This is a genomic window from Geodermatophilus sp. SYSU D00696, assembly GCF_054050235.1.
This window is the reverse complement of sequence record NZ_JBJGYY010000016.1, coordinates 75,601-95,085: the sequence shown is the minus strand read 5'-3', so window position 1 is coordinate 95,085 and position 19,485 is coordinate 75,601. Positions and strand designations below refer to the sequence as shown.

General features: G+C 73.6%; 17 protein-coding genes and 1 pseudogene. 12 read left to right on the top strand and 6 right to left on the bottom strand.

Going from position 1 to position 19,485, the window contains the following annotated elements:
• The first annotated feature begins 122 nt into the window (after positions 1-122).
• The gene (locus ACI79O_RS12325; RefSeq protein WP_456914273.1) at positions 123-1,328 is read left to right on the top strand and encodes an alpha/beta hydrolase family protein; all 1,206 of its coding nucleotides are present in this window, start codon (positions 123-125) and stop codon (positions 1,326-1,328) included.
• Positions 1,329-1,431: 103 nt separating this feature from the next.
• Here the strand turns inward: ACI79O_RS12325 and ACI79O_RS12320 are convergent, their stop codons facing one another.
• From ACI79O_RS12320 to ACI79O_RS12305, 4 genes are all read right to left on the bottom strand, one after another.
• A complete protein-coding gene (locus ACI79O_RS12320) occupies positions 1,432-3,663 on the bottom strand; it encodes a xanthine dehydrogenase family protein molybdopterin-binding subunit (protein ID WP_456914272.1) in 2,232 nt (743 codons plus the stop codon).
• 77 nt (positions 3,664-3,740) lie between these two features.
• Positions 3,741-4,736, bottom strand: coding sequence for an FAD binding domain-containing protein (locus ACI79O_RS12315; RefSeq protein WP_456914271.1), 996 nt, complete (start codon positions 4,734-4,736; stop codon positions 3,741-3,743).
• Complete coding sequence (locus ACI79O_RS12310) at positions 4,733-5,284, bottom strand: 2Fe-2S iron-sulfur cluster-binding protein (protein ID WP_456914270.1); 552 nt, start codon at positions 5,282-5,284, stop codon at positions 4,733-4,735. The genes ACI79O_RS12315 and ACI79O_RS12310 overlap by 4 nt, the downstream gene beginning before the upstream one ends.
• Positions 5,285-5,308: 24 nt before the next feature.
• Positions 5,309-5,587, bottom strand: coding sequence for a type II toxin-antitoxin system Phd/YefM family antitoxin (locus tag ACI79O_RS12305; protein ID WP_456914269.1), 279 nt, complete (start codon positions 5,585-5,587; stop codon positions 5,309-5,311).
• Positions 5,588-6,957: 1,370 nt separating this feature from the next.
• Between ACI79O_RS12305 and ACI79O_RS12300 the strand changes: the two genes are divergently transcribed.
• Both ACI79O_RS12300 and ACI79O_RS12295 read left to right on the top strand, forming a co-directional pair.
• Entirely contained in the window at positions 6,958-7,200 is a 243-nt protein-coding gene (locus ACI79O_RS12300) for a hypothetical protein (protein WP_456888925.1), read from the top strand.
• Positions 7,201-7,285: 85 nt separating this feature from the next.
• On the top strand, positions 7,286-8,452 hold the full coding sequence (locus ACI79O_RS12295; RefSeq protein ID WP_456914288.1) for an NAD(P)/FAD-dependent oxidoreductase: 1,167 nt from the start codon (positions 7,286-7,288) through the stop codon (positions 8,450-8,452).
• Between the two features lie 77 nt (positions 8,453-8,529).
• On the opposite strand, the gene ACI79O_RS12290 is transcribed toward ACI79O_RS12295, so the two are convergent.
• Positions 8,530-9,414, bottom strand: a complete 885-nt coding sequence (locus ACI79O_RS12290; RefSeq protein WP_456888919.1) for a hypothetical protein — start codon at positions 9,412-9,414, stop codon at positions 8,530-8,532.
• A 235-nt stretch (positions 9,415-9,649) separates the two neighbouring features.
• Between ACI79O_RS12290 and ACI79O_RS12285 the strand changes: the two genes are divergently transcribed.
• The 7 genes and pseudogenes from ACI79O_RS12285 (at position 9,650) to ACI79O_RS12255 (ending at position 17,455) form a co-directional block, all read left to right on the top strand.
• On the top strand, positions 9,650-12,187 hold the full coding sequence (locus ACI79O_RS12285) for an ATP-binding protein (RefSeq protein WP_456888917.1): 2,538 nt from the start codon (positions 9,650-9,652) through the stop codon (positions 12,185-12,187).
• 279 nt (positions 12,188-12,466) lie between these two features.
• The gene (locus ACI79O_RS12280; protein ID WP_456914268.1) at positions 12,467-13,420 is read left to right on the top strand and encodes an alpha/beta hydrolase; all 954 of its coding nucleotides are present in this window, start codon (positions 12,467-12,469) and stop codon (positions 13,418-13,420) included.
• Between the two features lie 370 nt (positions 13,421-13,790).
• A complete protein-coding gene (locus ACI79O_RS12275) occupies positions 13,791-14,726 on the top strand; it encodes a hypothetical protein (RefSeq protein WP_456888913.1) in 936 nt (311 codons plus the stop codon).
• 80 nt (positions 14,727-14,806) lie between these two features.
• On the top strand, positions 14,807-15,226 hold the full coding sequence (locus tag ACI79O_RS12270) for an SRPBCC family protein (RefSeq protein ID WP_456914267.1): 420 nt from the start codon (positions 14,807-14,809) through the stop codon (positions 15,224-15,226).
• Between the two features lie 280 nt (positions 15,227-15,506).
• Positions 15,507-15,822, top strand: a pseudogene (locus tag ACI79O_RS12265) (IS5/IS1182 family transposase); the annotation flags it as partial.
• Positions 15,823-16,063: 241 nt separating this feature from the next.
• Positions 16,064-16,723 (top strand): hypothetical protein, encoded by a 660-nt coding sequence (locus ACI79O_RS12260; protein WP_456914266.1) that lies wholly within the window; start codon positions 16,064-16,066, stop codon positions 16,721-16,723.
• A gap of 498 nt (positions 16,724-17,221) precedes the next feature.
• The gene (locus tag ACI79O_RS12255) at positions 17,222-17,455 is read left to right on the top strand and encodes a hypothetical protein (protein ID WP_456914265.1); all 234 of its coding nucleotides are present in this window, start codon (positions 17,222-17,224) and stop codon (positions 17,453-17,455) included.
• Here ACI79O_RS12255 and ACI79O_RS12250 read toward each other — a convergent pair.
• A complete protein-coding gene (locus tag ACI79O_RS12250) occupies positions 17,409-17,981 on the bottom strand; it encodes an ROK family protein (RefSeq protein ID WP_456914264.1) in 573 nt (190 codons plus the stop codon). The two genes, ACI79O_RS12255 and ACI79O_RS12250, sit on opposite strands and share 47 nt — an antisense overlap.
• On the opposite strand from ACI79O_RS12250, the gene ACI79O_RS12245 reads away from it, so the two are divergent.
• Both ACI79O_RS12245 and ACI79O_RS12240 read left to right on the top strand, forming a co-directional pair.
• Positions 17,952-18,725, top strand: coding sequence for an enoyl-CoA hydratase/isomerase family protein (locus tag ACI79O_RS12245; RefSeq protein WP_456914263.1), 774 nt, complete (start codon positions 17,952-17,954; stop codon positions 18,723-18,725). The two genes, ACI79O_RS12250 and ACI79O_RS12245, sit on opposite strands and share 30 nt — an antisense overlap.
• A 198-nt stretch (positions 18,726-18,923) precedes the next feature.
• Positions 18,924-19,349, top strand: a complete 426-nt coding sequence (locus ACI79O_RS12240) for an SRPBCC family protein (protein ID WP_456914262.1) — start codon at positions 18,924-18,926, stop codon at positions 19,347-19,349.
• Positions 19,350-19,485 lie beyond the last annotated feature (136 nt).

Here is a 19,485-nt window from a genome sequence, read left to right as displayed (position 1 = left end):
CACACTGGCCCGGTACGAGGAGCTCGCGAGCTGGGATCGGCTGAGGCGCCATCCTCTTTCCTTCCCGACGTGGACTGGTCACCGTGGAAACAGGCCCGGCCAGCGTTCGGATGGAGGATGCGATGGCGCGCCGGTTCTTCGACTTCGAGCAGTTCGACTTCCAGTTCCAGCTCGGTCTGGGCGGTGTGTTCTCCGGGTGCGGGGACGTCGGGGAGATGTTGGCGACCGCGGCCCGCATCGTCGACGGCGACGCGACCAGTTGGTGCACCGAGTGGGTCGCCACCGCCGACCGCGTCGCCGCGATCGCCGACGGGTGCGCCGCCGCCGGTCATCCGGTGAGTGCCCGGTCGGCGTACCTGCGGGCGAGCGCCTACTACGCACAGGCCCTGTCCGCGGTGGATGGCACCCAGGACCCCGAAGCGCTGCTGCAGTCGACGTTCCGAGCGCACCGGCGCTGCTTCGACGACCACGTCGACCGCCTGCAGCCGGCCGGCCAGCGGGTCGAGATCCCCTACGAGGGCACCACCATGCCCGGCTACTTCTTCACTCCTCCAGGCACGGACGGGCGGCACCCGACGCTGGTGGTGAACAACGGCAGCGACGGCCCCGTCACCACCCTGTGGCCGCCGCTCGGCGCGGGCGCGGTCAACCGGGGGTACAACGTGCTGGTCTTCGACGGTCCCGGTCAGCAGTCCATGCTGTTCGAGCGGCAGGTGCCCTTCCGGTACGACTGGGAGGCGGTGATCACGCCGGTGGTCGACTACCTGTCGGCGCGGCCGGACGTCGATCCGGAGCGGATCGCGCTGCACGGCGTCAGTCAGGGCGGCTACTGGGTGCCCCGCGCGCTGGCCTTCGAGCACCGCATCGCCGCCGGCATCGCCGACCCCGGCGTGTACGACGCGTTCGAGCCCTGGTGGAACGCGTTGCCGCAGCCGCTGCGCGACTGCCTCGACGCCGGCGACCAGCAGCGGTTCGACCAGCTCATGGCCGCGGGGATGCAGCAGGCGACCGCGGGCGAGCGGCAGAACTGGGAGTGGCGCGCCAAGCCCTACGGCAAGACGTCGGCGTACGACGTGGTCACCGAGGCCCGCCGGTACACCCTGGAAGGTGTGGCCGACCGGATCACCACCCCGATGCTGATCACCGATCCCGACGGTGAGCAGTTCTGGCCGGGCCAGTCCCGGCGGCTCTTCGACGCGTTGCCCGGGCCCAAGCAGCTGGTCCGCTTCACTGCCGCCGAGGGCGCCGACCGCCACTGCGAACCCATGGCTCGCTCGCTGCTCGAGCAGCGCGTCCTCGACTGGCTCGACGAGACCCTCACCCGATGACGCCCGCCCGATGACGCCGGCCGAATCGTGCAGATGGTCGTTGCGGTACGCGCGCCACTCACCTGCAGCTGGCGCCGTCACCGGACTGGAGTGCTGAGCAGTGTCACAGCAGCCGGTCCAGCGTCACGGGGAGGTCCCGGATCCTCACACCGGTGGCGTGGTGCACGGCGTTGGCCACGGCGGCGGCCACGCCGGTGATGCCGACCTCGCCCACACCCAGCAGCCCCAGCGGGGTCGTCGGGTCGGGCTCGTCGAGGTAGTCGACGTCGATCCGGGGCGTGTCGGCCTGTACCGGCACGTGGTAGTCGGCCAGGCCGGGGTTCACGATCCGCCCGGTACGCGGGTCCACCAGCGTCTCCTCGCACAGCGCGGCCCCGATGCCCATGACGATCCCGCCACGCAGCTGACTGGTCGCCGTCTTGGGGTTGATCACCCGGCCGACGTCGAAGACCCCCAGCCAGCGCGACACGCGCACCTCCCCGGTGTGCTCGTCGACGCGGACCTCGCAGAAGTGCGCGCCGGTGGCGGCGCGCACCCAGCGCCTGCGGTCGCGGAACCAGCCGGCGGCCGCCCGGGCCTGCTGCAGCGTCCGCCCGGCCCGCGTCCCCGGGGCGGTGCGGACCTCGATCGCCGGTCGTCCGGCGCGGCTCAGGATGACGCCGTAGGTCTCGCCCTGGTCCGGCGCGTCCGCCCGGTACAACCCTCCGCGCCCGGCCCGCAGCTCCGACAGCCGCCGACCGTGCAGCGGTGACGACGGAGAGCGCCGGGCCAGCGCCAGCGCGGACCGCGTGAGCTCCTCGCACGCCTCCAGCAGCGCGGTCGCCACGCTCGCGGTCTGCCCCGAGCCGCCTGCCTGCGGCCCGACCGGCAGGTCGGTGTCGCCGTGCTCGACGGTGACCGCCTCGACCGGCACACCGAGGGCGTCCGCGGCGATCTGCGTCTGCACGGTGGCCGCGCCGACGCCGATCTCGTGGAACGCGCAGCGCACGAGCACCGTGCCGTCCGCGTGCAGCCGCACGGTGACGTCGGCGGGCAGGCGGACCGGTAGGTGGAAGGCGGTGGCCATCCCCCAGCCGACGAGCCAGTGCCCGTCGCGCATCGACCGCGGCCTCGCGGTGCGCTCGGCCCAGCCGAACCGTTCCACGCCGCGGGCGTAGGCCTTCCGCAGGTCGCGCCGCGAGAACCGCTTGCCGTCCAACGGGTCGCGGTCGGGCTCGTTGCGCATCCGGAGCTCCACCGGGTCCATCCCCAGCGCCACGGCCAGCTCGTCGACCGCCGACTCGAGGGCGAACGTGCCGACCGCCTCTCCCGGCGCCCGCATGTGGGTGGTGGGGAGGACGTCGAGCGTGGTCGTGGCGTGCCGGATCCAGATGTTCGGCGCCGCGTAGAGGTGGCGTGACTGCGAGCCCGCCGGCTCCGGTGTCCCACCCACCCGGCCGACCTGCGAGACAGCGGTGTGCAGGAGCGCGGTGAGGGTCCCGTCCCGATGTGCGCCGAGCGCGATGCGCTGCACGGTGGGGGTGCGTCCCCCGACGGTGCGGGTGACGTCCTCGCGGCTGAGCACCATCCGCACCGCCCGGCCGGTGGCCCGGGCAGCGAGGACGGTGAGCACCGTCCCCGCCCAGACCGGGGCCTTGCCACCGAAACCGCCGCCGACGTGCGGGGCGAGAACGCGCACGCCCGCGAGCGGCACCCCGAAGCGCCGGGCCAGGTGGCGGCGGGCCCAGTCGACATCCTGCGAGCTCTCGTGGACGGTCAGCCGGTCGCCGTTCCAGACCGCGATGGTGGTGTGCGGCTCCAGGGCGTGGTGGTTCTGGGCGGGTGTGGTGTACCGGTGGTCCACGACGACGGGGGCGGTGGCGAGGGCGCGTTCGGCGTCGCCCGTCCGCGCCTCGCCGAGGACGAGAAGCGTGCCGCGCAGCGGGACCGCGTCGTCCTGTGCGGCGGCGAAGTCGGTGACCGCGGGCTCCACCTCGTAGGTGACGCGGACGAGCCGGGCGGCCTGTCGGGCCGTGTCGGGCGAGTCGGCGACGACGACGGCGACCGGCTGGCCGTTCCAGTGCACCTGGTCGGTGTTGAGGTAGTTCACTGTGGTGCCCGACGCCAGCGTGCTCAGGTCGAACGCGCTCACCGGCGCCGGCGGCGTGATGCGCGGGGCGTTGTGGTGGGTCAGGACCGCCAGCACCCCGCCGACGGCCTCGGCGTCGACGGTGTCGAGGCCGGTGATGCGGCCGCGGGCGACGGTGGCGTGCACCAGTGCGGCGTGCGCGAGGTCAGGGACGTGGTGGTCGGCGGTGTACCGGGCGAGCCCGGAGGTCTTGGCCGGCCCGTCCACACGGTCGAGCGGGCGCCCGACTGCGTGGACGGGTCCAGCCGTCGGCGGGGAAGGCCGGATGCGCTCTGGTGCCCGAGTCATGCCGCACCTCCCTCGGTCACCAGCTGGTGCAACGTGGCCACGACGGTTCGCCGCGCGAGCTCGATCTTGAACTCGTTCTGCGGTCGGCCGACGGCGGCCGCCAGCTCGGCGGTGGCCGCCCGGCGGAAGGTCTCCTCGGTGGCCGGCGCGCCGACCAGCACCTGCTCGGCCCGGGATGCCCGCCACGGCCGGGGTGCGACGCCGCCGAGGGCCAGCCGGGCCGCCGTGATCGTCCCGTTCGCGTGCTCCAGCGCCGCGGCGACCGAGACCAGCGCGAACGCGAACGAGGCCCGGTCGCGCACCTTGCGGTACCGCGACGAGGCGGCCACCGGCAGCGTCGGCAGCTCGACCGCGGTGATGAGCTCGTCGGGGTCGAGCGCCGTTTCGACGTCCGGGGTGTCGCCGGGCAGGACGTGCAGCTCGGCCAGCGGGATGCGGCGGGTGCCGCCCAGGCTCCGCACCTCGACGACGGCGTCCAGCGCGACCAGCGCCACGGCCATGTCCGAGGGGTGCGTGGCGATGCAGTGCTCGCTGGTGCCGAGGACGGCGCTGCCCCGGTGGAACCCGCCGATCGCCGCGCACCCGCTGCCGGGGTCGCGCTTGTTGCAGGCGGCGGTGCCGTCGGCGAAGTACAGGCAGCGCGTGCGCTGCAGGAGGTTGCCGCCGACCGTGGCCATGTTGCGCAGCTGCCCGGAGGCGCCGGAGAGCACCGCCTGGGACAGCACCGGGTAGCGGCTGCGCACCACCGGGTGGGCGGCGAGGTGGCTGTTGCGCACCAGGGCGCCGATCCGCAGGCCGCCGGCGGGCAGCTCCTGCACCTCGGTCAAGGGGAGGGTGGAGATGTCGACGACGGTCGTCGGGCGCTCGACGTCCCGGCGCATCAGGTCCACGAGGTTGGTGCCGCCGGCGAGGAGCCTGGCGCCCGGTTCGGTGGCGATCGCCCGCAGGGCGGCGGCGACGTCGAGGGGCCGCAGGTAGGCGAAGGGCCTCATCGGCCCGCCGCCGGGTCCGCAGTTCGGGCACGGTCGTCGACCCCGGCGGCGGCGACGTGCTGGATCGCGTCGACGATGCCGTCGTAGGCGCCGCAGCGGCACAGGTTGCCGCTCATCCGCTCCCGGATCTCGGCCTCGGACAGGGGGATCGCGGTCGCCGCGAGATGCGGCGTGACGACGCTCGGGACGCCCGCACGGTGCTCGGCCAGCATGCCGACCGCCGAACAGATCTGGCCGGACGTGCAGAAGCCGCACTGGAAGCCGTCCGAACGGATGAACGCCTCCTGCAGAGGGTGCAGGCGTCCAGGTTCCCCGAGGCCCTCGACGGTGGTGATCTCGCGGTCGCCGTACTGCATGGCCAAGGCGAGGCAGGCGAGAATGCGTTCGCCGTCGACGAGCACCGTGCACGCGCCACAGGCGCCCTGGTCGCAGCCCTTCTTCGTGCCGGTCAGCTCCAGGCGCTCGCGCAGCGCATCGAGCAGGCTGACCCTCGGCTCGAGCTGGATCCGCCGGCTGGTCCCGTTGACTCGCAACTCCACCTCGGCCATGGCGCCGCTCCTCGGGTCGTCTCGTCACCCCGACCGTAGGGCGGACCACGGCCGTGTCCAGCTCATCGCGGCTCTCGGCCTCTCCGCGGGCGAGCTCGGCCTCAGGGGCGCGCCGACGCCGCATGTCATCGGCGTCGGCGAGGATCTCGTGGTCTCCTCGAGCGACTCGAGGTCCTCGATGGCGAGCAGCACGGCGGAGGACTTGCCGTGCACGGTCACGTACACGCACCCGTGCCGTCCGCTGACGCGGGCGACCAGCTTCGACAGGTGAGCCTTCGCGTCCGCCAGGGACAACGTCGTCATGGTCAAGAGTGCGAACCGAACGACTGCGCCGGGCCAGCCGCCGCGAGGCGGGTGGTGGAGTCGGGCGGGGTTGGTCCGAGTCGACGAGGCGACCGATCAACGACCAACGAACCACTCCCGGCGCCCGACGATGACCAACACCGGCACATCATGCGACCAGGCTCTGACCTGCGCGGTCGTCGCTGTCCACTCGCTGCCCAGCACCTCGAGATCCACTGGCAGGGTCATTGGTTCGAGTCCGATCGGGGGAGCAACACCGCAGGTCAGCGGCCTGACGCGCACTCCGAAGCGTGGCCCACGACCAGCAGTCCCTCTCCTGCCCAGCCCGGTACGACCGCTGTAGGGCCATTCCGGAGACGGCGCGCCGACGGGAGAGTCGCCGCGGGCGGCCCGGAGCCGGTTCGTCGTCAGAGCGTGGCTGCAGGTCGGTGGCCGCTCTGCGGCTGGCGAGCCGGTGGCCCGTGTGAACGTCCTGGGTGAGGCTGGGCCGGCGGTGGCCGAGGTGGCCGGCGATCTGCCGGGCGGACAGCCCGGCATCGTCGAGCCCGGTGGCGACGGTCTCGCGGGGCGTGCGCGAGGTCACCCAGTCGGAGCCGGCCCGGTCCAGGGCGCGGCGCAGGTCGCCGCTCGTCTTGTTCGGATCCCGCAGCCGGCCCTGCGGACTGCGGCGGAGCACCGGCGGGTCGGCGTCGTGCGCAGTCACGGCGGCGGCGTGTGCGCAGCCGAGCGTCCAGGTGAGCGGCCGGCGACGGTCGCAGTGCCGGAGGTCGGCCGGTCCAGCCCCGGCACGAGGCGCAGGGTGGTCGACGTGCGCGTGCCGTTGGGCCCCGCGAGCGGCAAGGGACCTGTTCGCGGCTGGAGCCGAGGAGCGCCGTGAGGCGACGCGGATCCTGCCAGGCCGAGCGAGGCACAGGCTGCCACCGGCGACGACGGGACACGCCCGCGACCACGCCGGAACGCTCGACCTCGCCGCGCCTGACCTGGCTGCCACGATCCGTCCAACAGTCCCTGGCGGAACCGACACGACCGGAGTTGACTCCATCCCCATCCGCTGGGAGGGCGAGCGGGGAGGTGCCAGCCGTGCGGTTCCCGATCCTCGGCCCGCTGGAGGTCGCTCCCGGCCACCCACGCGTGGAGCTCGGCCGGCCCGGGCAGCGGGCGGTGCTCGCGATCCCGCTCCTGAGCCGCGACGGGGCCGGCCGCTGGAGGCCCGTCGAGGCGGCGACGTTCCTCCCATCTCGCTGGACCGTGGCAGCGGCACCCGGCTGCCGCTGCGGAAGGAGGACAGTCCGATGCGCACACACGATGGAAGGGCACGCCTGAGCACGAAGCGTCGCGCCGCTGTCCGGCCGGTGGGCCCGATGGGCCCGATGGCCGTGCGTGCGGTGGCCGTCCGCTCGCTGGCGATCGGAGCGGCGGCGGCCGGCGCGGCCGCGGTCGGTGCCCTGGCGGTCGGGGCCGCGGCGATCGGGTCCCTGGCCGTGGGCCGCCTCGTCATCGGTCGTGCCGAGGTGCGTGATCTCCGCCTGGCCCGGCTGCAGGTCGACGAACTCGTCATCACCAGGCAGAGCGGCTCGCTCGAGGACGTCCCGTCCGGCGCCGGGCTGTCCTGACCGCGTCGCGTGGCCAGTTCCGGGACACCGGCTGCGGTGCTCCGGGCGCTGAACCGCTGCCCGGGAGGTTCGACCAGCAGGGACCATCCGGCTCCACGGCACCCCGGGCCCTGACGGCGGTCCGGGCCCGGGGTGCGCGGGGCGGGCCCGGAGAGGGGAGCAGCATGTCCGAGGCGTCGACACTGGTGGCCGCCGTCCTGCTGGTGGCGGTCCCGACCGTCGAGATCGGCGGGGTCTCGCTCCTGGCCATGATCAGTCGCAAGATCCCGGGGTACCTGGACAACCCCGTGCCGTCGGGGCCGGCCCGGCCGGCATGGCCGCCGCCGTGTACGGGGCCAGCGAAGGACTCACCACCCTGGTCGTGGAGCGGACGGCGATGGGTGGTCAAGCAGGGACCAGCTCCCGGATCCGCAACTACCTCGGCTTCCCGCGCGGTGTCAGTGGTCACGACCTGGCCACCCGCGCCTTCGCCCAGGCATGGATGCTCGGCGCCGAGTTCCTGTTCACCATCGGCGTCGCGGCGCTCGCTCCGGACGGGGGCAGCACGAGGGTCGGACTGAGCGACGGTACGACCGTGAGCGCGCGCTCGGTGGTGCTGGCCACCGGCGTGACGTACCGGCGGCTCGGCCTCCCGCAGCTGGAGGCCCTCGTCGGAGCGGGCGTCTACTACGGGTCGGCGGTCTCCGAGGCAGCGGTGCTCCGCGGCGCCGAGGTCTACATCGTCGGTGCCGGCAACTCCGCAGGCCAGGCAGCCGTCTACCTGGCCCGCTTCGCCCACCGGGTCACCCTCGTCGTCCGCGGCGACACGCTCACCAGCAGCATGTCGGACTACCTGATCCGGGAGATCGGTGCGGTCCCGAACATCACCGTCACCCCGCACACCGAGGTCGTCGACGGAGGAGGCTCCGTCCGCCTCGAGACGCTCGTCCTCCGGGACCGGCGGACGGACCAGCGCCGGGAGGTGCGGGCCACCGCCCTGTTCGTCATGATCGGCGCGGTTCCCGACACGGCGTGGCTCCCGGAGCAGATCCGCCTCGACGACCACGGTTTCGTCCTCACAGGTCGGTCCGCCGAGGGGCACACGGGGCTGGGCGCTGAGGTCCTGTCGTTGCAGACCTCCGTGCCCGCCGTCTTCGCCGCCGGCGACGTCCGCTCCGGGTCGGTCAAGCGGGTCGCGGCCGCCGTCGGCGAGGGAGCGACGGCGATCTCGGAGGTCCACCGGTACGTGACGCAGGCATCCCGGCGCACGTGAGTCCGCAACGGGAGGTGCGTCGAGGTCACCGGGCCCCGCCGGCACGGCGATCACGACGGCACCATGGCCCAGCGGCGTCAGGAGCGGAACTGCCGGTCGTAGCCGGTGCGCGCACCGGTCAACCGGGCGATCGAGCGCAGGTGTCGCCCGGTGTTGCCGGTCCTCCAGAAGTCCCGGTCCTCCGGCGGCCACGCGTACGCCGGGGCTCCTCCCTCGTCCAGCAGGCCGGTCAGCCGCGGCTCGCCGAGGCATGCGGCGGAGAACGCGTACAGCTCCGGCAACCGGGGCGCGATGACCCCGTAGTCGAGAGCTCGGGCCAGCGGCTGCTCGGCCGCGATGGCCTGCCCGAGGGACAGCCGGAGCGGGTAGTGGGTGGGGAAGGACCGGCGCAGGTCGAGGAAGAGCCCCACGGTGGGGCCCCGGGGGTCGACGAGGGCCGGCCCGAGTCGCGCGAGAGGACCCAGGGCCAGGCGCGGCCGGGCCACCAGGGCGTGGGTGAAGAGCAGCCGCAGCAGCGCCACGTTCATCATGAACCGCTCCACCGGGAGCTCCTCCGCGGCGAGCGGTTCGTGCTCCAGGTAGGCCGCGACGACGCTGGCGTTGTGGGCGCGGTACCAGGCCGCGGGGTCCGGTCGCCGGATGAACGCCGTCCACAGTTCGACGCCGGCCGCGTCGGCCGTCCCGGGGACCCCGTCGACCAGGAGGTCCGCCTCGACCTTGTCGCGCAGCAGCCGCTGGTTGACCGCTCGCCACCAGGGGCTGCCCGGGGGATCCGCGTGCAGCGGCGCCAGCACACCGCGGGCGAGTTCCCAGCGCAGGAACCTCAGCTCCGCCCGGCCGTACCACCGCCGTGGCCCGTCGGCGTGCCGGTAGAACCGCCGGGCCAGCTCGAAGCGCCCGGCTGGGTCGTCGCGCACCCGGGCCACCTGCCGGTCCGCCCGGGTGGCCGCCGTGTCAGCCACCGCGCCATCCTCACCCCCCAACCGCCCGGCCCGGTGGTCGCGCCGTCGCCCGACACCGGGTCGGCGGCCGGTGACGCAGCCGCAGCGGGGCGGGATCATGCGCGCACGCCACGTCCGCCACCGAACAGGAGCGTGGTCGTCCCGGTGCGTGCCGGTGGTGCCGTCCTCGTGAGCGGGTCGATCGACCCGGGGATCGGCCCACCGGTCGCCCGACCTGGGGTGCGAGGGGGCAGTCGTGCCGATCCGGACGCCGGACCAGAGACTCCGGGTGTTCGTCAGCTCGACCATGCGGGAGCTGGCCGACGAACGCGTCGCGGTGCGCGGCGCGGTCGAGCGGTTGCGCCTCACGCCGGTGCTCTTCGAGCTCGGCGCCCGGCCGCACCCGCCCCGAGAGCTGTACCTCGCCTACCTGCAGCAGAGCGACGTCTTCGTCGGCGTCTACTGGCAGTCGTACGGCTGGGTGGCTCCGGGCCGGTCCGTGTCCGGCCTGGAGGACGAGTACCTGGCCGCCGCGGGCAAGCCCAAGCTGGTCTACCTCAAGACGCCGGCTCCCGACCGGGATCCCCGTCTGGTGGAGCTGATCGACCGGATCGGCTCCGACGGGCTCTCCTACCGCAGCTTCGGCACGGCCGAGGAACTCGCCGTCCTCGTGGCCGACGACCTCGCCCTCCTGCTCAGCGAGCGGTTCGAGCTGCCGGAGCCCTCGCCCGCCGGCGAGCCGATCGGGCAGTGGCGGTTGCCTGCACCCGTCAGCTCGTTCATCGGCCGCGAGCAGGAACGCACCCAGCTCCGCGGCGTGCTGTCCGACGCCGCCACCCGTCTGGTGACCCTCGTCGGACCGGGCGGGATCGGCAAGACCAGGCTGGCGGTGCAGGTCGCCGCCGAGGTGCGCGGCTCGTTCCCCGACGGCGTGGTCGCCGTGCCGCTGGACGGTGTCCGGGCTCCCGAGCTGCTGGCCGATGCCGTCGCGACCGCCCTCGGCCTGCCCGACGGCGGAGGGCGGTTCCCGGAGCAGGCACTCGCGGCGTTCCTCGCCCCCCGGCGGATGCTGCTCGTGCTGGACAACATGGAACAGGTCGTCGGCGGGGCGCCGCTGATCACGCAGCTGCTGGGTGCGGCGCCGGGCCTCACGGTGCTCGCCACCAGCCGGGAGGTGCTCCACCTCACCGGCGAGCACGTGGTCGTCGTCCCGTCACTGGGGACCGTGGGAGCGGAGGAGCCGATCGACGTCCTCGCCCGGTCGGAGGCGGTGCGGCTGTTCGTCGACCGGGCGCGCTCCGCGCGGGCCGACGTCGACCTGGACGACCACCAGCTGCGGGCGATCGCCGAGATCTGCCGGCGGCTGGACGGGCTGCCGCTGGCCATCGAACTGGCCGCTGCGCGGGTCCGGCTGCTCCAGCCGGTCGAGCTGCTGGGCCGGCTCGGCTCGCGGCTCGGCGTCCTCACCGGTGGGTCCCGGGACCTGCCCGAGCGGCAGCGGACCCTCCGCCGGACGGTCGAGTGGAGCTTCGACCTCCTCGACGACGACGACGAGGTGGTCGTCGCCCGGCTCGCCGTGTTCGTCGGGGGCTTCTCCCTGGATGGGGCGGAGGCCGTGTGCGGCGACGAGCAGGTGTCCGACGTCCTCTCCTCGGTGGCCTCGCTCGTGGACAAGAGCCTGGTCCAGGTGGCTCCCGGCGCCTCGGGCGAGCCGCGCTTCGCCATGCTGGACTCCGTCCGGGAACTCGCGCTCGAGCGGTTGGAGGCCAGCGGGGCGGCCGATCAGGTCCGCGGAGACCACGCGCGGTTCTTCCTCCGGTTCGCGGCCGGTGTGCACACGGCGGAGCACGGCGCCCTCGACCGGTCCACGGTCGACCGGTACGTCACGGAGTCCGGGAACCTCGGTGCCGCGATGCGCACGTTCCTCGACGGTGGCGCCCTCGACGAGGCAGCGGGGCTCGGCCGGGCGCTGTGGCAGTTCTGGTGGGTACACGGCCTGCTCCGGCCGGGCATCGACTGGATGGAGGAGTTGCTGGCGCACCAGCCACACCTCACGCCGGCGGTGCGTGCCGACGCGTCGTTCGTCCTCGGGATGCTCAGCTTCGAGCTGGGTGAGGAGGGCCGCGCTCTCCCGGCGTTGCGGACCGCAGTCGAGCTCTCCGGCGAGCTGGGTGACGACCGGTCGGCCGCGCTGGCGAGGATCCCGCTCGGACTCCTCGTGGCCCGCAGCGACACCGCGGCAGGTGAGGGTCTCCTCGAGGCAGCCGTGGCCGCCCTCCGGGAGCTCGGTGACCGGTGGGGCCTCGCCTTCGCCCTGCTCTCCCTCGGCGGGGCGAAGCTCCTCCGCGACCTCCCGGACGACGCCGTCCCGCTGCTCGAGGAGAGCGCCGCGCTCGCCCGGACGGCCGGGACAGACGTCTTCCTGGGCAACGCGCTGGTGAACCTGGGGCTGGCGCACACCGCCCGCGGTGACCTCGACACGGCTCATCGGGTGCTGTCCGAGGCGCTCGAGCGCAGCCGGTCCATGGACAGCCGGGAGACCACCGCGCGGGCCCTCGACGGCATGGCTGCTGAGGCGGTGGCGGCGGGCGAGCCGGAGCGCGCCGCCCGTCTCACCGGCGCGGCGGAGGGGATCCGCCGGTCGATCGGCGCGGACGTCTTCCCGCCCGACCGCACCGGCTGGGTGCGCACCCGCGCCGTGCTCGCCGAGCGGCTGGGGGCGGCCGAGAGCGCGGCCCTCATCCACGCGGAGGCCGACCGGCCGGTGCGTGACCTGCTCGCCGAGCGCTGGTGACGTCACGGGCCGGTTCCGCGATCACACCGGTGCACACCACACCGCCGTGGGACCGGTCGTCGTCGACGAGGCGGATGGCCCGAGGGACGAAGAGCACTGGTGCGGGCCAGGACGTGCCGGGACGATCCGCGCGAGGACCCGGTGGCAGCCGTGCGAGGTCGAGCCGACCAGCAGCCACCCGCGGCAGGACGGTTCCGAGGCGCAGGAGGCCGCCTGCCCAGGCCCTCGTCAGGTCCCAGCACTCCCTGACCCATCCACTCCGACCGGAGGAGACTCGTCATGGCATCGACGTCCGAGCGGGAGATCCGGGAGATCGAGGCCGCCAACGCCTCCGGCGGCACCCCGGTCGTCTTCATCCACGGCCTCTGGCTGCTGCCGAGCAGCTGGGCCAACTGGGCGGACCTCTTCCGGCAGGCCGGCTACGCACCGCTCACACCGGACTGGCCGGACGATCCGGACACGATCGAAGCCGCCCGGGCGGAGCCGGAGGTCCTCGCCCGGAAGTCCTTGAGGCAGATCGCCGATCACACCACCGAGGTCATCGAGGCCCTGGACAGGAAGCCGGCCCTCATCGGGCACTCGACCGGGGGTCTGCTGGCGCAGATGCTCGCGGGCCGAGGCCTCTCGGCGGCCACGGTGGCGATCGACCCCGGGGTCTTCCGCGGCGTCCTGCCGCTGCCGGTTGCCACGCTCCGGTCGGCGGGCCCGTTCCTGGTCGACCCGCGCACCCGCGGCCGAGCGCTCACGCTCACCTTCGACCAGTTCAGGTACAGCTGGGCGAACGCGCTCGACGAGGAGGAGGCGAGGGAGCTCTACGAGAGGTACCACGTCGCCGGCTCCGGGCTCTCGCTCGTGCAGATGGGCAACGCGAACCTCAATCCCCGGACGGAGGCGAGGGTCGACACGAAGAACCCCGACCGCGGTCCGCTGCTGATCATCGAGGGCGAGAAGGACCACACGGTGCCGTGGGCGATCGCGAACGCCGCCTACAAGCGGCAGCGGCGCAATCCTGCCGTGACGGAGATCGTGAGGATGCCGAACCGGGGCCACGCCCTCACGATCGACCACGGCTGGCGCGAGGTCGCCCAGACGGCGCTGGACTTCGTCCAGCGGTTCACCCCGAGCGGTCGTGCGACGACGACGTCGGTGCCGAGGGCGCGCGACGCCTCGGCGGACTCCGGGCCGCCCACCGGCGCTCCCGCCGCGGAGACCGGACGCATGTCCAAGCGGTAGCCGCGTCATCTCGAGGAGGGGCTCCGTGCCTCTCCTCGATCAGCGCACCCGACCAGCGGACCTGGGTGGACAGGTCGCGCAGGTCCGGGGGGCGGGAGGCCGGTCGCACCGGGTGATCGAGGACCCTCGCTCTGCGTCGGTCGTCGCCGGCCTGCGCGGTCGACCGGTCCTACCCCTTGTCTGGCTCTCGGCCGAGGACGATCCTGCGCACAGGCCTCGGACCGAGCAGCCGGCCCGTCGCCGGGTCCGTGCGGGGGAGCAGGTCGACGAGGGTGGCGCACCGATGGATCCACGCGAACCCGATGTGCAGGCCTCGGGAGAGCCATCCGAGGGGCGGGCTCGGACGGACGAGGTCGGGGTCGGCGGCCGGTTGCTGCTGGCCGCGTTCAGCTGCCTGACGGCGCTGGCCGTCCTGCGACTGCTGGTCGGGGCCTCGGCCCACCACGACTTCGCCTGGCGCATCCACAACGAGCTGACGGCGGCCTTCCTCGGCGCCGCCTTCGCCGCGGGCTTCGTCCTCTCCCTGCTCTCCTTGCGGGAGCGGCGGTGGAGCCGGGCCCGGATCACCGTCCTCACGGTGGCCGTGTACACCGTCCTCACCCTCGTCGCGACGCTCATCCACAACCACGGTCTGCGGCTGGTGGCCGGGGGACCGTCCGCGCAGTTCGCCGCGTGGTTCTGGCTCGTCGTCTACCTCGTGGTCCCCGCCGGCTGCCTCGCCGTCTACCTCCGGCACGAGGCCCGCCGGGTCCGGGCCGAGCCGGCCGGCCGGCCGATGCCGGCCTGGCTGATGGCGCTGCTCGCCGTCCAGGGCGCCGCCATGGCCGCGGCCGGTGTGGTCCTGTACCTCGGTGGTGCGACTGTCCACCACACGCTCGACGACATGACCGGTTTCTGGCCGTGGGAGCTGGGGACGCTGAGCGGCCAGGTGGTCGGTTCCTGGCTGATCGCCTTCGGAGTCGCTGCCGCGCTGAGCATCCGGGAGCGGGATCTGACCCGACTGGTCATCCCCGCGGTCGCCTACACCGTCTTCGGGGTGCTGGAGCTGCTCGTGCTGCTCCGCTACCGGGCCGAGGTGAGCGCCGGTGACCCGTGGGCGTGGGGCTACGCGGCCTTCCTCGTCACCCTGGTCGTCACCGGCGGATACGGCTGGTGGGCCGGCCGACGCGCAGCGGACGACACACACCCGGGGCCGCGACCCCCCGGACGAGTCGGCCTACCTGCTCCCCGAGGACGTCTCCACGGCCGCAGTGGGACCGGTCCGGACGCCGTGACCGCCGCGGCGACCGGCCCCGGCCGCGACTGACACCGCACCAGCGCTCGTCCGGACGCCGGCCAGAGGGCCTCAGTTCGTGATGTCGTCGACCCGGGTCGACTGGAGCAGTCGTGCACTCGCACCAGACCCGGATACCGGGCGCAGGACATCGATCAGACCCTGGAGGCCTCCGGTCGACATCCCACCCCGACGTGAGGCAGGAGGATGGCGCGGAGGAGCAGCGCGAGACGATCGACGTCGAGACCTCGGTCCAACGGGTCTGGGAGGTGCTGCTCGACGTCGAGCGGTGGCCGGAGTGGGCGTCGACGGTGACCTCGGTGCGGCGGAACCCGCGTGGCGGTGACGTAGATGGTGGCGTTGCCGCGGGTGTGCCCGAAGGTGAAGGCGTTCGGTGTCCCGTCGTCGACGACCCCGAGCCGCACCGGTCGCACGCCGGCCTCCCGGCACCGACGCTCGACGATCCCGGCCAGCACCTGGGTGCGCGGATACCGGCTGGTGTCGTACCCGTCGCCGGCGCGGGGATCTCGTAGGCCGGGATGAGCGACCGGACGAGGTAGGGGGCCACCGCGCACTGGCCGCCGACGACCACGACCGCGACGACGACCGGCACCCACAGCGGCGCACCCCAGGACAGCAGCACCGCTCCACCGGCGACGTGCAGCGCGCCGAGCAGTCCCAGCGGTGGCCGTCACCCTGGGTGAGCGTCCGTTGCTGTGTCCGAGGCGGTGGAGATGCCGGACCGGGCCTGCGTCCAGTACCGGATGGAGGCCGTCACGCGGACGGTGTAGCCGCCTGCGCGGACGCGCCCCGCTCGGCGGCCCGCGGCATCCGTGCCGCCAGCCGCTGAAGCTGCACGCCCACAAGGGCTACGACGACCCACGGGTGCGTCGCTACCTGCGCCGCCGCGGGATCACCGCGAAGGACCGCCCGCATCGGCCACGACTCCGGCGTCCGCCTCGGCTCCGCCGCTGGGTCGTCGAACACCCTGAGCTGGCCGTCGTCCTGCCCATGCCTCGCCCTCCGCTTCGAGGGCACCTCCAAGGCGATCACGGCGCTGGCCCGCGTGGCCGTCACCCTCGTCTGCGTCCGCCAGCGCGAGCCTGGTCAGCGCCCTCACGTCGGCTGATCGGCGGTCGAGTGACAACGATCCAGGTCCACCTGGACCGTTGTCACCGTGAACGGCCACATGCCTGGTGTGACGACCGGCGGGTCGATGGCGACGATGACGTTCCGCTTCGCTACGAGGCCACTGGACAGGCGCTGTGACCCCGATCACAGTCTGCGCGGGGTCAGGGGGAGGCTCATCAGGGCCCTACGACGGTCGAGAGATCAACTGCAGGTTGACACCGCTCAGTGAGGAGCCCCCCATGAACCGTTCAGCACGTGCCGGCGTTGTCCTGGTCGCCAGCGGAACGTTGGCGCTGATCGCGTCGCCAGCGGGAGCCCACTCCGGTGAACCGGCGCCGGACAACGACGCCGGCTGGGTCCCGATCGAGCAGTTGCGACCGGATTACTATGGCGCGTTCTCGGGTCCGGCGTGCGGCACCACGGTGACGTTCACGACCGGTGACGTCGCCGAGGTCGAGGCCCGTGAGACGGTGAACGAGGACGGCAGCGTCCTGCTCGAGATCCGCGGCGAACAGACCGTCGACGTCACACGCGAGGACACCGGCCAGACGATCGAGGAGCTCGACATCTCGGGTGAGGGCTATGAGCTGTTCCAGCCGGACGGCACCGTCGAGAACTACCTGGAGGCGAACTCGATCCTGCTCGCCGGCTTCGGCCCCATCGATGAAGCCGCGTTCGACGCCGCTGGGCTGCCGCGTCTGTCATACCTGACGAAGGGCTCGGTCACGTTCCACTTCTCAGTCGACCTGGAGACGGGCGAGCTGCTCACCGAGACGATCGATACCAGCGACGCGCGCAAGGTCATAGACCTGTGCACGTGGTTCGACGGCAACCGCGGTCGCGGCGACGGTGAGGGTGGCGGTCGCTACGCCCACGACAACTGGAAGGGCCACGACTGACGAGCCGAAGGGACACCGGTCATCGGTGCCCTCGCCACGGTGATCATCGGGCTGAGCGCCGGCCCGGCTGCGGCCTGGCCGGGCGGAGCGAAGCCGGGGTAGCCGACCAGCTCACCCGGCGTCGAGGAGACCGGCCAGACCGATGAGGCGTGCTCGGCGACGAGCGGTCACCTCGACCAGTTCGACCACGGACCGTCCCGTATGCGGAGCGACTCACGGCGGCGGTGGCGGCACTTCCGGCGAGTGCTGTCACCGCCGCCTGCGAGCGCCGGCGAGTCCAGGTCTGCCGGTGAATGGCCGCCCACCCGTGCCGCGACGCTGCCGCAGATCAGCAGCAGCGCCGGCGGTACGTCGAGGTCGGACGCCCACGCCCGACCCCGGCCGCGCCACCAGTCGCCGCCCCGGGTCCGCCGGACCCGCGCGGCCGGTGACCGAGTCGGTGACAACGATCGACGTCGCGGTCCCAGCCTGACCAGCAGGTGCCGCACCGGCGATGGGTTGCTGCCGATCCAGCCCTGGGTCCGGGCGGGCAGCGGCAGCCACACCGCCCAGGACGGCGCCACCGCCGACGTCACGTACGCGGTCACCGGCCACCGCTGGATCCAGGCCCTCGTCGACGGCCGGCATCGCCCACCGACCGGTGCCACGGTGAGCCTGCAGGGCACGCAACAGGTGCACCTGCAGATCAGGGGAGCCGCCCGCCGCGGGGACCGCTCCCTCGTCGGGTCGTGACCTGGGCGGCCCGGAGGGGGACGCGCCGGGGGAGTCCAGCCGCGCGGTCGGAGACAGCCTGCAGCACGGCCGGGTGGATACCCCAGGCGCCGCCGACGACGACCAGTTGGGGATCGGTCACCGCGACGAGGGCCGAGACCACGCCGCAGACCGCCTCGACCGGGGCGGCCAGAGTCCCGTCCGCACTGTCGCCGTCGGTGTCCACGGCGGAGAGCAGGCGGTCCACGTCCACCGCCGTGGAGTCCTGGTGCCGCAGCCGCAGGTCGGCGAAGACGTCGGTGAAGGCGACGGCGCGCCCGCCCGGTCCGCGGGTTAGCACGTGGGCGATCTCCCCGGCGAGACCGCCCCACCCGCGCCGGACCTCGCCGTCGGCGACGACGGCACAGCCGAGTCCCTCGCCCAGGTACAGGTACACGAAGTCGTCGGGGCCCTCGGGACCTGCGGCTGCCCGCTCGGCATCCTCTAGGGTCGGTCGACGGTGTGAAGGGGAGGGCGGATGGCCGACTTCCTGCGGGTCAGCGTGCACGACCGGGTGGGCTGGATCGAGTACGACCGCCCGCCGGTCAACGCCTTCCACTGGGAGATGCTCCGGGAGGTCCCGGAGGCCCTGGAGCGGCACCTCACCGACCCCGCCGTGCGGGTGGTGGTGATCGCCAGCGCGCTGGACGCCCACTTCAGCGTGGGCGCGGACCTGCGGGTCTTCGCGGAGATGGACGACGGAGGCATGCGCCGCTGGGTGGACGTGTGCCACGACCTTGTGCGCAGGATGCGTGCGTCGCCGAAACCGCTGCTGGCGGCCGTGCACGGCACCGCGGTCGGCGGCGGCCTGGAGATGGTGTTGCACTGCGATGTCCGCTTCGCGGCGAGCACCGCCCGGCTCGGGCAGCCGGAGATCGGCATCGGGTTCATCCCGCCGGTCGGCGCCACACAGGCGCTGGCCCGCCTGCTGGGCCGGCCTCAGGCGCTGCGTTTCCTCTACGACGGCGCCCTGCTCGGTGCCGAGGAAGCCCACCGCATCGGCCTCGTGGACGTCGTGGTGCCTGCTGAGCGGCTGCGTGAGGAGGTGCAGGGCTACGCCGAGGGGCTGGCCCGGAAGCCGGCGCGGGCGCTGGCGGCGATCCGGCGCTGCATCACCGAGGGTGTCGACCTGCCCTTCGACGAGGGCCTGGCCATCGAGCGCGAGGAGGCGGTGGCGCTCGGCGCGACGGCGGACTTCCGTGAGGGGCTGGCCGCCTTCCTCGCCAGGCGGCCGCCGGTCTGGTCGGACTGACCTGGCACCCGCCCGGTGGGTGCTGGACGCCGGACGTGCGAGCCGTTCGCGTCTGCGACCGGACCGCTGGTCGGACGAGTCCGGCTCCGTCCCGGTGAGACGACGGGAGCCCCGCGACCGGCATCCCGTCCTCCCGCGCTCTCCAGCGAGGCGAGCGCGGGGTGCCCACCGACGATCTCGCGAGAGCAGGATGGTCCGGTGGAGCAGCGCGAGACGATCGACGTCGAGACCCCGGCCGGTCGGGTCTGGGAGGTGCTGCTCGACGTCGAGCGGTGGCCGGAGTGGGCGTCGACGGTGACCGCGGTGCGGCGCCTGGACGACGGCCCGCTCGCGGTCGGGTCCCGGGCCCGGGTGGAGCAGCCCCGGATCCCCCCGACCGAGTACGTGGTGACCGAGCTCGAGCCGGGGCGCTCGTTCACCTGGGTGGCCACCGGCCCGGGCGTCCGCACCACCGCGCGGCACGTGGTGGAGGACCTCGGTGCCGGCGGCACCCGCGTGACGCTGTCGGTCGAGCAGGCCGGGCCCGTGGGCGCGGTGGTGGGACGGTTCTACCGCCGCCTCACCGATCGCTACCTGGCCGCCGAGGCCGAGGGGATCAAGGCGAGGAGCGAGGGACGGCGGTGACGGGACGACCGTCTCGCGGCGCATCCGATTGCACACGACCTCCTGACCGGTCAGCATGTAGCGCGAGGCGCTGATAATCTGGCGACCGGTCGAGAGTCCGGCCTGACGCGCACGTCCACGGGACGCCGTCGGCCCA

What these genes read in the sequence shown, in the direction of transcription:
- ACI79O_RS12325 (WP_456914273.1), top strand. Translation starts at nt 123, where the DNA reads ATGGCGCGCCGGTTCTTCGACTTCGAGCAGTTCGACTTCCAGTTCCAG.
- ACI79O_RS12315 (WP_456914271.1), bottom strand. Translation starts at nt 4,736, where the DNA reads ATGAGGCCCTTCGCCTACCTGCGGCCCCTCGACGTCGCCGCCGCCCTG.
- ACI79O_RS12310 (WP_456914270.1), bottom strand. Translation starts at nt 5,284, where the DNA reads ATGGCCGAGGTGGAGTTGCGAGTCAACGGGACCAGCCGGCGGATCCAG.
- ACI79O_RS12305 (WP_456914269.1), bottom strand. Translation starts at nt 5,587, where the DNA reads ATGACGACGTTGTCCCTGGCGGACGCGAAGGCTCACCTGTCGAAGCTG.
- ACI79O_RS12300 (WP_456888925.1), top strand. Translation starts at nt 6,958, where the DNA reads ATGGCCGTGCGTGCGGTGGCCGTCCGCTCGCTGGCGATCGGAGCGGCG.
- ACI79O_RS12280 (WP_456914268.1), top strand. Translation starts at nt 12,467, where the DNA reads ATGGCATCGACGTCCGAGCGGGAGATCCGGGAGATCGAGGCCGCCAAC.
- ACI79O_RS12260 (WP_456914266.1), top strand. Translation starts at nt 16,064, where the DNA reads ATGAACCGTTCAGCACGTGCCGGCGTTGTCCTGGTCGCCAGCGGAACG.
- ACI79O_RS12245 (WP_456914263.1), top strand. Translation starts at nt 17,952, where the DNA reads ATGGCCGACTTCCTGCGGGTCAGCGTGCACGACCGGGTGGGCTGGATC.